Consider the following 12,291-nt stretch of genomic DNA (forward strand, 5'->3'; position numbering starts at 1 on the left):
GCGGCTCAGCCCGCCTTGGCCTGGCTGCCGCCCTTGGTCTGGGCGCCGCCTTGCCCCTGGCCCTTCTTGGGCGGCTCGATCTTCTGCGGCGTGTTGGCGGGGACCGGCTTGATATCGATGTCCGGCTTGAGGTTCGCCGTGCCCTGCACGATCACCTTGTCGCCCGGCGCAAGTCCTTGCGTGATCACCCAGTTCTGCCCGATCGTGCGATCGGCGACGACGGTGCGCGCCACCGCCTTGTTGCCCGGCCCCACGACATAGACGGTCGCATTGCCCTTGGGATCGCGCGACACGCCCGCCTGCGGTACCAGATAAGCTTGGGTATCGATCGCCTGCGCGAACACCGCGCGGACGAACATGCCCGGCAGCAGGATGTTCTGCGCGTTGGGGAATCGCGCGCGCAGCGTGACCGTGCCGGTGCTCTCGTTGACGATCACCTCGGTGAATTCGACCGTCCCGGTGGCGCCATAGTCGCTGCCGTCCTCAAGCTTGAGCCGGACGGTCGCGGTGGCGGGGGCTGTGCCCCCCCGCGCCAGCGCGCGGCGCAACGCCAGCATGTCGGCGCTGGATTGCTGGATGTCGACGAAGATGGGGTCGAGCCGTTCGATCACCGCGAGGGGATCGGCCTGGTTGGCGGTGACGAGCGCGCCCTCGGTGAACAGCGATCGCCCGATGCGGCCGGTAATCGGTGCCGGTACGCGCGTGAAGCGCAGGTTGATCTGGGCGGTCTGCAGCGCGGCGCGGAACTGCGCCACCTGCGCCGCCGCCTGTCGCGCCTGGGCCACCGCGTCGGTATAGTCCTGCTGGCTCACGGCCTGCATCTGGGCGAGCGGCTTGTAGCGATCGGCCCGGATCCGCGCCGCTTCCAGCGTCGCCTGGGCATTTTGCAGGTTCGCCTGCGCTTGTGCGACGCTGGCCTGATAGAGGCTCGGGTCGATCTGGTAGAGCGTCTGTCCCTGGCGGACGACCTCGCCCTCCTTGAACAGCCGGCGCTGGACGATGCCAGCGACCTGCGGGCGGACCTGCGACATCTGATAGGGCGTAACGCGTCCGGCCAGCTCGGTGGTCACCGGCACGCTGCTCGGCTGCACCACGACATAGCCGACCTGCGGCGGGCCCGAGGGACCGCGGCGGCCGCCGCCCTGCTGCTTGCCGGCACCCTCGCCGGAGCTGCACGCGGCGAGAAGCAGGGCCGATGCAAACACGATCAGGCCCGAACGGCCATAGCTGGTCGGAGCGTTCAAATTTCAGAACCCGCTTAGGGGTGGCCCGAAGAATGCCGGACCACCGGTCACTGCCAAACTCGCCATTAGATGGCACGTATCCCACGTGCCACAAAAAGGTTGTCGCAAAATATGTCGAACGGCGTAGCGACTTGCGCGGCGATTTCCCCACGGGCAGGCGCCGAAGCGCCTCAGAACGCGAAAGTCTCGCCGATCGCGCGCTCGCCGACGAGGAAGGCGTCCGCGACCAGCTGGAGCGGACGCACGTCAACGTCACTCTGCTTTGCCGCCACCAGCTCGGCGAAGCGCGCATAAAGCCGGGCATATTCGCGGTCCGGTGCCTTTTGCTCGTCTTCGCCCGGAAGTTGCAGGATGCTGCCGCCCATGCCGAGGCGCAGCGTACCGGAATCGGTGTCGACCTCGATGTCCCAGGTTTGCGGGCCGGTCTGGAGGAAATCGAAATCGGCGGTCACCGGGGCGCCCGCGCAGCGCATGTGGAGCTTGGCGCGCAGCGGCGAGGCGCGCCCTTCGGGCACTTCCATCCATGCTTCGTCGAGCAGCAGCGCTTCGGGCAGGATCGCGGTCACGATCGAGAGCGCGTTGATACCCGGATCGAACACGCCGAAGCCGCCCGCCGCCAGGATCCATTCCTGCCCCGGGTGCCAGCGGCGGATGTCCTCGCGCCAGGTAATGCGCGCGGCCTTGATCTGCTTGCCCTGGAGCCAGGCCTTGGCGGGCTCGACGCCGGCGGCCTCGCGCGAATGCCAGGTGGTGAACAGCGTCACGTCCTTGGCGCGGGCGCGCTCGGCCAAGTCGAAGATTTCGGTCAGCGTCGCGGCCGGCGGCTTTTCCAGCATCACGTGCAGCCCGGCCTCGATCGCGATGCGTGCCTGATCGTAGCGGCCCTCGGGCGGGGTGCAGAGCGAGACGGCGGTGAGATCATGCCCGCCGGCAATCAGCGATTCGATGTCCTTGTGCGCGGCGACCCCGTCTACCGAGGCGTTGCGGCTTGCGGTGGCGACCAGCTCGAAACGGTCATCGCCTTTCAGCGCCGGCAGATGCTGATCGCGCGCGATCTTGCCGATGCCCACCAACCCAAGACGAATCCGCTCCGACATATCAGGCAATCCTTTTATAAGATATATATGCTTCCTATGGGCGTGCGCGGCGGTTATCAAGGTCCGCCTGTACGCCCCAAGTTGCGCCGTAGCGGAGGAATCATGACCGAAGAAGCTGGAACTCGTCGCGCGGCGCTGCGCTCGCGGTCCTGGTTCGACAATCCCGATAACCCCGACATGACCGCGCTCTATGTCGAGCGCTACCTCAACTTCGGGCTGAGCCTGGAGGAACTGCAATCGGGCAAGCCGATCATCGGCATCGCCCAGACCGGCAGCGACCTCAGTCCCTGCAACCGCCACCATCTCGAACTCGCCAAGCGGGTGCGCGAGGGAATTCGCGAAGCCGGCGGCATCGCCATCGAGTTTCCGACCCATCCGATTCAGGAAACCGGCAAGCGTCCGACCGCCGGGCTCGACCGTAACCTCGCCTATCTCAGCCTGGTCGAGACGCTGTACGGCTACCCGATCGACGGCGTGGTGCTGACCATCGGTTGCGACAAGACGACCCCGGCCTGCCTGATGGCAGCGGCGACCGTGAACATTCCCGCGATCGCGCTGTCGGTCGGGCCGATGCTCAACGGCTGGTTCAAGGGCGAGCGCACCGGCTCGGGCACGATCGTGTGGAAGGCGCGCGAGATGCTCGCGGCGGGCGAGATCGACTACAAGGGCTTCATCCAGCTCGTCGCCTCGTCGGCGCCGTCGACCGGCTGGTGCAACACCATGGGCACCGCGACGACGATGAATTCGATGGCCGAGGCGCTCGGCATGTCGCTGCCGGGTTCCGCCGCGATCCCCGCACCCTATCGCGACCGCGCCGAATGCGCCTATCGCACCGGCCTGCAGATCGTCGAGATGACCCTCGCCGACCGCAAGCCCAGCGACGTGCTGACCCGCGAGGCCTTCCTCAACGCGATCCGCGTCAACTCCGCGATCGGGGGCTCGACCAATGCGCCGATCCATCTGAACGCCATCGCCCGCCACATTGGCGTCGAGCTGACCCTGGAGGACTGGGAATCCCATGGCGCCGACGTGCCGCTGCTGGTGAACCTGCAGCCGGCGGGCAACTATCTCGGCGAGGATTTCTACCGCGCCGGCGGCGTGCCCGCGGTGATGGGCGAGCTGTACCGCGCCGGCTTGCTCCACAACGATGCGCTGACCGTCAACGGCCGCACCGTCGGCGAGAATATCGGCACGGCCGAGATCGAGGACGACGACGTGATCCGTCCGCTTGCCGCGCCGCTGCGCCCGGCGGCGGGGCTGACGGTGCTGTCGGGCAACCTGTTCGACAATGCGGTGATGAAGCTCAGCGTGATCTCGGACGAATTCCGCGCGCGCTATCTCTCCAACCCGGACGATCCCGGCGCGTTCGAAGGCACGGCGTTCGTGTTCGACGGGCCGGAGGATTATCATCACCGCATCGACGATCCCGCGCTCGGCATCGACGAGAACAGCATCCTGATCATGCGCGGCGCGGGGCCGGTCGGCTATCCCGGCGGTGCCGAGGTGGTCAACATGCGCCCGCCGGTGGCGCTGATCCAGGCGGGCGTGCACGCGCTGCCGTGCTTGGGCGACGGTCGCCAGTCGGGCACCAGCGGCAGCCCGTCGATCCTCAACGCCGCGCCGGAAGCGGCGGTGGGCGGCGGGCTCGCGCTGGTCCGCACCGGCGACCGGATCCGCATCGACCTCAACACGCGCAGCGCCAACATGCTGGTCAGCGACGCGGAACTGGCGCAGCGCCGCGCGGACCTGGGCATCGACTATGTGCCCGAATCGCAGACGCCGTGGCAGGAGATCCATCGCGGGCTGGTCGGTCAGTTCGATGGTGGTGCGGTGTTCGAGAATGCGGTGAAGTATCAGCGCATCGCCCAGACCAAGGGTCTCCCGCGCGACAGCCACTAAGCGGTCGCGGCAACGGCCCTCCCTTCGTCATTCCGGCGGAAGCCGGAATCCATTGGCGCTGCCGTCGCGGCTCGTGCTGCGGCCGAATGGTGACTGTATCCCGGCTTCCGCCGGGATGACGATGAAGGGCAGGGCGTTCGCTTCCCAATCTCAGGCGCGCCGGGCGGTGGGCCGCCTGCCGAGCTGGTCGAGCGCATCGGCATTGTCGCGCCCCCAGGCATAGAGCAGTTCGACCGGCTCGACGAAGCGGTTGCCCAGCGGTGTCAGCCGGTATTCCACCGCCGGCGGCACCGCGTTCTGCACGATCCGGTCGATCAGCCCCACCTCCTCCATCTCGCGCAGCGTCTGGGTCAGCATCTTCTTGGAGATGCCGGGCAGGCTGCGCAGCAGCACGCCGCTCCGCGCCGCACCGCCGTGGCGGGCATGGAGCGTGTGGAGCACCATGCTCGTCCATTTGGTGGCGAACAGCCCCAGCACGCGCCGCGGCGCGCAATCCTCCCGCCATTCCGAATCCGCCGTGCCGGGTTGCATAGGTGGGTACCTTCTGGTGCCTAGGTTCCGATTTGGTGCCGTCTAGAAGCCGCGCGCGCGGCTGCCTAGCTCGGTCTCCAACGCGTTATGGAGGCAGAAATGGCCAAGACGGCTTTGGTGGTAGGCGCAAGCGGCATCGTCGGCAGCGCGACGGCGGACCTGTTGGTCGCGCAGGGCTGGACGGTGCACGGGCTCGCACGCCGCCCGGTGGAACAGGCGGGCGTGGCGCCGGTCGCCGCCGACCTCACCGATGCGGCTGCGACCGCGCAGGCGCTGCAGGGCGTGAACCCCGACGCGGTGTTCATCACCACCTGGCTGCGGCAGGACAGCGAGGCGGAGAATATCCGGGTCAATGCGGCGATGGTGCGCCACCTGCTCGACGGGCTGCCCAGGCCGACCGGCCCGCGCCACGTCGCGCTGGTCACCGGGCTCAAGCATTATCTCGGGCCGTTCGAGGCCTATGGTAAGGGCAGCCTGCCGCAGACGCCGTTCCGCGAGGAGCAGGGTCGGCTCGACGTCGACAATTTCTATTATGCCCAGGAAGACGAACTGTTCGCGGCAGCGGCGCGCGACCGCTTCAGCTGGAGCGTCCACCGCCCGCACACCGTGATCGGCAAGGCGGTCGGCAACGCGATGAACATGGGAACCACGCTCGCGGTCTATGCGACCTTGTGCCGCGAGACCGGTCGGCCGTTCCGCTTTCCCGGCTCGGCCGCGCAGTGGAGCGGGCTCACCGACATGACCGACGCCGGCCTGCTCGCCCGGCACCTGCTCTGGGCAGCGGAGACGCCGGGCGCGGCCAACGAGGCGTTCAATGTCGTCAACGGCGACGTCTTCCGCTGGCAATGGATGTGGGCGCGCATCGCCGCGTGGTTCGGGCTGGAGCCGGCGCCGTTCGACGGCACCGTCCAGCCGCTCGAGCAGCAGATGGCTGGCGATGCGGACTTGTGGCGCACCATCGCCGAGAGCGAGGGGCTGGCCGAGCCCAACCTCGCCCGCCTCGCCTCTCCCTGGCACACCGATGCCGATCTGGGGCGCCCGATCGAGGTGGTCACCGACATGTCGAAGAGCCGCCGGATGGGCTTCACCGCCTATCAGCCGACCGACGACGCCTTCTTCGCGCTGTTCGAGCGGCTGCGCGCGGACCGGCTGATTCCGTAAGCCTGCGCGCGAGGGCGCGGAAACGAAAAAGGCCCGCCTCCTTTTCGGAAGCGGGCCTTTTTCGTTGCCAGTTGGCGGTGCCTCAGGCGGCGGGCGCCTCGGCCTCGTCGCTCTTCACGGTGCGACGGCGGCGGGGCTTCTTCGGCGCTTCCTCGTCCGCGGCTGGCGCCGCATCGGTGCCGATCGCGGGCGGGAGGATCGCGGCGTCGATGCCGTGCGACGCTTCGGCCTCGACCGGGGCTTCGCGACGCGGGCGACCGCGACGGCGGGGCGCCTCGGCGGCCTGCTCGGCGACCGGCGCTTCGATGGCGGGCGCCTCTACCGGTGCGGCTTCGACGGCATGGCCATTGGCCTGGCCGTTCGATGCGCCGTTGCTGCGCTCGCGGCGGTCTTCGCGATAGCTGCGCTGCTCGCGGCCCTCGCGCGGCTCACGGGCTTCGCGGGGCTCGCGTTCTGCACGCTGCTCACGGTCGCCGCGCGGTTCGCGGGCTTCGCGCTCGTAGCGGGGTTCGCGCTCGCGACGGGGCTGCTGCTGCTGGCGGGAGGCGTCGCCCTCGTCCTCGCGGCCGGCTTCGCCTTCCATCTCGAACTCTTCTTCGTCGCCGTCGAATTCCTCGCGCTGGCGGCGCTGCTGGTTCTGCTCTTCGAAGCGCGAGCGATTCTCGTTCAATACGCGGAAATAATGATCGGCGAACTGCAGATAATATTCGGCGTTGACGCGGTCGCCCTGCATCTGGGCGTCGCGTGCCAGGTTCTTGTATTTCTCAAGCAACTGGGCGGCGTTACCACGGGCGCGGTTATCGATCCGACTACCATTGCCCTGATTGTTCGAGCTTCCGCCCTGGCGCTGTTGCTGGCCGCCCCGGCCGCGACGGCGGCCGGCCTGACGATTGTTGATCAAGGTCTTTGTGTCCTGTCTTTACAAAGCCGTACGTCGATCCATCGAGGTTCCGGATGCAGGGTTACGTTCGCGGGCGGTGCCGGGGTATCCCAGCGCCTACCGCTTGCCATGGCCGCCGGACTGCAGCGGCACACATGACCATGGAGTCGGGCCTCAGCCCTTTATCTCAACAACTTGGTTGAAGGTGCCTCGCCCCGGCCTTCTTCTAGCCGCTGGCGTACCAATCTCCAAGCAGAAATATGTGACGTTTGCGCGTAGTTTCAAGTCAGCCGGACCACGCGCGGTCGTCCACCCATGTCTTTATAGACGCTTGAGGACAGGCCCTGTTCCTGGCCGAGCAAAGAAACTGCATCGCCTTGCGTCCATCCGATTTCGATCACGGCCGCGCCGCCGGGGGCGAGCAGGGCGGGGAGGGCGGGGACGATGCGGCGATAGTCGTCGAGGCCGTCGGTACCGGCGAACAGCGCCTCCGCCGGCTCGTGGTCGAGCACCTGCGGGGGGAGGGGTTCGTCGGTCCCGATATAGGGCGGGTTGGCGAGGATCAGGTCGAACTTGCCGTCGATACCCGTGGTCCAGTCGCCCTGGCGGAATGCGGCGCGGTCCGCCATGCCGAGGGCCTCCGCATTGCGCCGCGCATAGCCGAGCGCGGCCTCCGAGGCGTCGACGCCGAGTCCCCGTGCCTCCGGCCATTCGGCGAGCGCGGCGAGGAGCAGCGTGCCCGGGCCGGTGCCGAGGTCGAGGACGCGCTGCGGCACGCGGGTGCCGAACCAGGCAAGCGCGGTCTCGATCAGCGTCTCGCTGTCGGGGCGGGGAATCAGCACGCCGGGGCCGACCGCAAGGTCGATCGTCCAGAAGGCGCGGGTGCCGGTGATATAGGCGATCGGCTCGTGGGTGCGGCGGCGGGCGAGGAGCGCGGCGAAGGTCTCGGGCGCGGGATCATCGAGACGACCGAGCAGCAGCATGTCGCGGCTGGTGCCCAGCGCGTGCGCCATCAGCAGCTCGGCATCGAGCCGGGGCGTGTCGGAGACGGCTTCGAGCTGGCGGGCGGCGTCTGCGAGCGCTGCGCGTACGGTCACGGCTTGGCGCACCGAAATTCCTCCCCGTACCGGGGAGGAGCTTTAGCCATCCAGCTGCGCAAGCCGGTCGGCCTCGTCCTGCGCGACTAGCGCGCCGACCAGTTCGTCGAGCTCGCCTTCCAGGATCTCGGGCAGGCGGTGCAGCGTCAGGTTGATCCGGTGGTCGGTTACCCGCCCTTGCGGGAAATTGTAGGTCCGGATCCGCTCCGAGCGATCGCCCGAGCCGACCATCGAACGTCGCGCGCCGACCCGTTCGGCCGCCAGCCGCTCGCGCTCGGCCTCATAGAGGCGGGTGCGGAGCACCTTCATCGCCTTGGCCTTGTTCTTGTGCTGCGAGCGCTCGTCCTGCTGGATCACGACGATCCCCGTGGGGAGGTGCGTGATCCGCACCGCGCTGTCGGTGGTGTTGACGCCCTGGCCGCCGGGGCCCGAGGCGCGGTAGATGTCGATGCGCAGGTCCTTGTCGTCGATCTGCACGTCCGCCTCTTCCGCCTCGGGCAGCACCGCGACGGTGGCGGCGGAGGTGTGGATGCGCCCGCCCGCCTCGGTGGCGGGGACGCGCTGGACCCGGTGGACGCCGCTTTCGAACTTGAGCTTGGCGAACACGCCGGTGCCGGTGATGCCGACCACGACTTCCTTGTAGCCGCCCGCTTCCGAGGTGCTGGCCGAGATCAGCTCGGTCCGCCAGCCGAGCCGATCGGCATAGCGCTGGTACATGCGGAGCAAGTCGCCCGCGAACAGCGCGGCCTCGTCGCCGCCCACGCCGGCACGGATTTCGAGCAGCGCGGGGCGCTCGTCGGCCGCATCTTTGGGGAGCAGGGCGAGCGCCAGCTTGCGCTCGGCCTCGGCGAGCGTGCCCTCATTGGCGCGGAGTTCCTCCACCGCCATCGCGCGCAGCTCGTCATCGGCCTCCTGCGTCATCTGCTGGAGCGATTCGCCCTCGGCACGCAGCCGCCGCACAGTGCCCGCCGCGACCGCGACCGGCTCGATCTCGGCATATTCCTTCGAGACCTGGACGAAGCGATCGCCGCCGAGCTCGCCCGACGCCATCAACGCCTGCAACTCATCGCGCCGCGCCTCGATCGCCGCAATGCGGTCCGGCGGGATACGGGTCATTCGGTTGGGCCGCCCCAGGCAATGTTGCCGAGCACGGCCTCGATCGCGGCGGCGTCGCCGACATTGACCTTGAGCCGCTTCGACGTGGCTTCGTCTGTGACGCCCAGCGATAGCAGCGCATCGGGATTGCTCTTCACCGCCTTGTCGAACCGCTTGCGGGGCGAGCCGGTGGCGAGCAGTTCGGCGGCCAGACCGGCGCGGCGCAGCGCGGACACGGCACGCACGCCATCGGCCTGCACGCGGTCGTCCTCGACCACGACATAGACCTGGATCGCGGCGGCCTTGGGCTCCTCGATCAACATTGCCAGCCGCTCGACGCCGGCTGCCCAGCCCACGCCCGCGGTCTCGGGGCCGCCGAGCGAGCCGATCAGCCCGTCATAGCGGCCGCCGGCCAGCACGGTGCCCTGCGCGCCGAGCCGGTCGGTGACGAACTCGAACGCGGTGTGGCGGTAATAATCGAGCCCGCGCACCAGCCGCGCATTGCGCGTCCAGGCGACGCCGGCGGCATCGAGTCCGTCGGTCACCGCCTTGAAGAAGGCGGCGGCTTCGTCGGTCAGGTACGCATCGATGTCCGGCGCGCTGTCGGCGATCGGGCGGTCGCGCGGGTCCTTCGAATCGAGGATGCGCAAGGGATTCTTTTCGAGCCGGGCCAGGCTGTCCTCGGAAAGCTCCCCCTTGTGCGCCTCGAAATGCGCGACCAGCGCGGTGCGCCAGGCATCGCGGGTCGCGGCATCGCCCAGCGTGTTGAGCTGCAGCGTCACGCCCTCGGCGATGCCGAGCTCCTTGAGCAGCTGGTCGGCCAGCACCAGCAGCTCGACATCGGCGGCGGGCTCGGGCGCGCCGAGGATCTCGGCGTCGATCTGGTGGAACTGGCGATAGCGGCCCTTTTGCGGGCGCTCGTAGCGGAACACCGGGCCCGAGGTCACGACCTTGAGCGGCGCGAACTGCTGCCACCCCTCGCTGATATAGGCCCGCGCGATGCCGGCGGTGAATTCGGGGCGCAGCGTGATCGAATCGCCGCCGCGATCCTCGAAGGTGTACATCTCCTTGGAGACGACGTCCGAGGTCTCGCCCATCGAGCGGGCGAACACGCCGGTCGCCTCGAAGATCGGGATCTCGAGCCGCTGGAAGCAATAGAGCTTGCGCACCCGATCGAACACTTCGAGCACCGCGGCGAAACGCCGCTGGTCTTCGCCGAAAATGTCCTGGGTGCCCCGGATGCGCTGGGGGGTCTGGATACGTGCCATTTGGGCGCGGCTATTAGGCCGGTTTCGGGTCCGCCGCAATGCAGGCGAGGGGAGGTGCTGTCCTGTTGAAGCGGGACGCGCGTGGGCCTAGGGCTCCGCCCATGAGTCGCATCCTGTGTATCCTTGCCGCGCTGCTCGGTTTCGGCGCCGCTTCGCCCGCTTCCGCCTATTGGGAATATGGCCATGAGACGGTGGGCGCGATCGCCTATCGCAACGTGACGCCGGCGGTGCGGGCGAAGATCGACGCGCTGCTCAAGCGCCAGTCGCTGCTCGAGACGCCGACCTGCCCGGCCAACACGATCGAGCAGGCGAGCGTCTGGGCAGACTGCGTGAAGACGCTCGGCCCGCGCTTCAGCTATGCCTATTCGTGGCACTACCAGAATATCGACATCTGCAAGCCGTTCGACCTCAAGCCGCCCTGCCGCGACGGCAATTGCGTCTCGGCGCAGATCGAGCGCGACGTGAAGCTGCTCAAGGACCGCACGGTACCGGTGCGCGAGCGGGTGATGGCGCTGGCGTTCCTCGTCCACTTCGTCGGCGATCTCCACCAGCCGCTCCATGCGGGCGATCACAGCGATCTCGGCGGCAACAAGGTGAAGACCAATTACGGCGCCTTCACCAGCGCCAGGCTCAACCTCCATTCGGTGTGGGACGGCTATCTCGCCGAGCGCGCGATCTCGCAGCCGCCCTCGCCGGTGCGGGTCTATTCGGCCGCCGAGCGCAACGCGGCGTGGGGCGGCAGCGTCGAGGACTGGAGCCGGGAGAGCTGGCAGGTCGCGCGCGACGTGGTCTATCCGAGTGCGGCGGGCGCGGCGGTGTGCACGCCGGGCGAGCATCCCGCCCATCTCGACGAGGCAACCATCGCCAAGCTGGTGCCGGTCGCCCGCGAGCAGGTGGTGCGCGGCGGGCTGCGACTGGCGAAGCTGCTCGACGAAGCGCTGGGCTGACGTTTCGCTGGTCGGGGCGGGCTGCTATATCCCGTCCATGAAGAAGGAAACGCATGTGCTGGAGAGGCCGCCCGAGGGCGCGGCGGCGGACTGGACGATCCCGCAGGACTGGGCGGCCTATACCGCGGAGGAACACGCCACCTGGGACAGGCTGTTCGCGCGGCAGGCGAAACTGCTGCCGGGGCGCGCCTCCTCGGCCTATCTCAAGGGGCTGGAGGCGCTGCGGCTGTCCGAGTCGGGCATCCCCAATTTCGAGGAATTGTCCGAACGGCTCATGAAACTGACCGGCTGGCAGGTCGTGGCGGTGCCGGGGCTGGTGCCGGACGACGTGTTCTTCGACCATATGGCCAACCGGCGCTTCGTCGCGGGCAACTTCATCCGTCGGTCCGACCAGCTCGACTATATCCAGGAGCCCGACGTGTTCCACGACGTGTTCGGCCATGTGCCGATGCTCGCGGACCCGGTCTTCGCCGATTATCTGGAGGCCTATGGCCGCGGCGGGATGCGCGCGCTGGAGCTGGGGGCGCTCAAGCAGCTCGGGCGGCTCTACTGGTACACGGTGGAGTTCGGGCTGGTCGAGGAAGCCGAGGGGCTGCGAATCTATGGCTCGGGCATCGTGTCGAGCTCTGCCGAGAGCGTGTTCGCGCTGGAGAGCGACAGTCCCAACCGGATCCGCTTCGACATGCAGCGGGTAATGCGGACGGACTATCGGATCGACGATTTCCAGCAGAATTATTTCGTGATTCCCAGCTTCGAGGCGCTGCTCCGCGAGACGCTGGAAACCGATTTCGCACCGCTCTATGCCGAGATCCTGGCACAACCCGACATTCCGATCGCGGCGATCCTGCCGGGGGACGAGGTGATTACGCGGGGTACGCAGGCGTATGCGGAGGGGAAGGCGGCCTCCTGATCCTCTCCCTCGAGGGAGAGGATAGCGTAGCTTGGCGCGTCAGCGCCTAGCGAAGCTTGGAGAGGGTGAGCGGCGCGCCAGCGCCGCGCTACTGTCCGGTGGCCGGACCGCCCCTCTCCCTCCCAACGCCTAACGGCGGGGGGGGCAGTAGCGGGTGGGGAG

11 protein-coding genes are annotated in these 12,291 nt (G+C 68.3%); 4 read left to right on the forward strand and 7 right to left on the reverse strand.

Annotated elements, in window-relative coordinates; all coding sequences use genetic code 11:
• Positions 1 to 5: 5 nt before the first annotated feature.
• A complete protein-coding gene (locus CA234_RS07880) occupies positions 6 to 1,244 on the reverse strand; it encodes an efflux RND transporter periplasmic adaptor subunit (RefSeq protein WP_125975882.1) in 1,239 nt (412 codons plus the stop codon).
• A gap of 170 nt (positions 1,245 to 1,414) precedes the next feature.
• The gene (locus CA234_RS07885; protein WP_125975884.1) at positions 1,415 to 2,341 is read right to left on the reverse strand and encodes a Gfo/Idh/MocA family oxidoreductase; all 927 of its coding nucleotides are present in this window, start codon (positions 2,339 to 2,341) and stop codon (positions 1,415 to 1,417) included.
• Positions 2,342 to 2,443: 102 nt separating this feature from the next.
• Between CA234_RS07885 and CA234_RS07890 the strand changes: the two genes are divergently transcribed.
• Positions 2,444 to 4,240 carry an IlvD/Edd family dehydratase gene (locus tag CA234_RS07890; protein ID WP_125975886.1) on the forward strand — a complete coding sequence of 599 codons (1,797 nt, stop codon included), beginning with the start codon at positions 2,444 to 2,446 and terminating at the stop codon, positions 4,238 to 4,240.
• A 150-nt stretch (positions 4,241 to 4,390) separates the two neighbouring features.
• On the opposite strand, the gene CA234_RS07895 is transcribed toward CA234_RS07890, so the two are convergent.
• Positions 4,391 to 4,771, reverse strand: a complete 381-nt coding sequence (locus CA234_RS07895) for a helix-turn-helix domain-containing protein (protein ID WP_126001305.1) — start codon at positions 4,769 to 4,771, stop codon at positions 4,391 to 4,393.
• A 99-nt stretch (positions 4,772 to 4,870) separates the two neighbouring features.
• On the opposite strand from CA234_RS07895, the gene CA234_RS07900 reads away from it, so the two are divergent.
• Positions 4,871 to 5,932: an SDR family oxidoreductase gene (locus tag CA234_RS07900; RefSeq protein WP_126001306.1), complete on the forward strand. Its 1,062-nt coding sequence runs from the start codon at positions 4,871 to 4,873 to the stop codon at positions 5,930 to 5,932.
• An 82-nt stretch (positions 5,933 to 6,014) separates the two neighbouring features.
• Here the strand turns inward: CA234_RS07900 and CA234_RS07905 are convergent, their stop codons facing one another.
• From CA234_RS07905 to hisS, 4 genes are all read right to left on the reverse strand, one after another.
• Positions 6,015 to 6,833: a DUF4167 domain-containing protein gene (locus CA234_RS07905; protein ID WP_125975893.1), complete on the reverse strand. Its 819-nt coding sequence runs from the start codon at positions 6,831 to 6,833 to the stop codon at positions 6,015 to 6,017.
• Positions 6,834 to 7,093: 260 nt separating this feature from the next.
• Positions 7,094 to 7,921, reverse strand: coding sequence for a peptide chain release factor N(5)-glutamine methyltransferase (gene prmC, locus CA234_RS07910; RefSeq protein ID WP_241213356.1), 828 nt, complete (start codon positions 7,919 to 7,921; stop codon positions 7,094 to 7,096).
• A gap of 30 nt (positions 7,922 to 7,951) precedes the next feature.
• On the reverse strand, positions 7,952 to 9,025 hold the full coding sequence (prfA, locus tag CA234_RS07915; protein ID WP_125975897.1) for a peptide chain release factor 1: 1,074 nt from the start codon (positions 9,023 to 9,025) through the stop codon (positions 7,952 to 7,954).
• Positions 9,022 to 10,272: a histidine--tRNA ligase gene (gene hisS, locus CA234_RS07920; protein WP_126001307.1), complete on the reverse strand. Its 1,251-nt coding sequence runs from the start codon at positions 10,270 to 10,272 to the stop codon at positions 9,022 to 9,024. Before hisS ends, prfA begins: the two co-directional genes overlap by 4 nt.
• Positions 10,273 to 10,373: 101 nt before the next feature.
• Here hisS and CA234_RS07925 point away from each other — a divergent pair, with 101 nt between their 5' ends.
• Positions 10,374 to 11,219 (forward strand): S1/P1 nuclease, encoded by an 846-nt coding sequence (locus CA234_RS07925; protein WP_126001308.1) that lies wholly within the window; start codon positions 10,374 to 10,376, stop codon positions 11,217 to 11,219.
• A gap of 37 nt (positions 11,220 to 11,256) precedes the next feature.
• Positions 11,257 to 12,129 carry a phenylalanine 4-monooxygenase gene (gene phhA / locus CA234_RS07930; protein ID WP_126001309.1) on the forward strand — a complete coding sequence of 291 codons (873 nt, stop codon included), beginning with the start codon at positions 11,257 to 11,259 and terminating at the stop codon, positions 12,127 to 12,129.
• The last annotated feature ends 162 nt before the right edge of the window (positions 12,130 to 12,291 follow it).

The organism is Sphingomonas sp. ABOLE, from assembly GCF_003950455.1.
GTDB lineage: Bacteria > Pseudomonadota > Alphaproteobacteria > Sphingomonadales > Sphingomonadaceae > Sphingomonas > Sphingomonas trueperi.

Coding starts and splice junctions, on each gene's coding strand:
- CA234_RS07885 (WP_125975884.1), bottom strand. CDS start 2,341: ATGTCGGAGCGGATTCGTCTTGGGTTGGTGGGCATCGGCAAGATCGCG.
- prfA (WP_125975897.1), bottom strand. CDS start 9,025: ATGACCCGTATCCCGCCGGACCGCATTGCGGCGATCGAGGCGCGGCGC.
- phhA (WP_126001309.1), top strand. CDS start 11,257: ATGAAGAAGGAAACGCATGTGCTGGAGAGGCCGCCCGAGGGCGCGGCG.
- CA234_RS07890 (WP_125975886.1), top strand. CDS start 2,444: ATGACCGAAGAAGCTGGAACTCGTCGCGCGGCGCTGCGCTCGCGGTCC.
- CA234_RS07895 (WP_126001305.1), bottom strand. CDS start 4,771: ATGCAACCCGGCACGGCGGATTCGGAATGGCGGGAGGATTGCGCGCCG.
- hisS (WP_126001307.1), bottom strand. CDS start 10,272: ATGGCACGTATCCAGACCCCCCAGCGCATCCGGGGCACCCAGGACATT.
- CA234_RS07925 (WP_126001308.1), top strand. CDS start 10,374: ATGAGTCGCATCCTGTGTATCCTTGCCGCGCTGCTCGGTTTCGGCGCC.
- CA234_RS07900 (WP_126001306.1), top strand. CDS start 4,871: ATGGCCAAGACGGCTTTGGTGGTAGGCGCAAGCGGCATCGTCGGCAGC.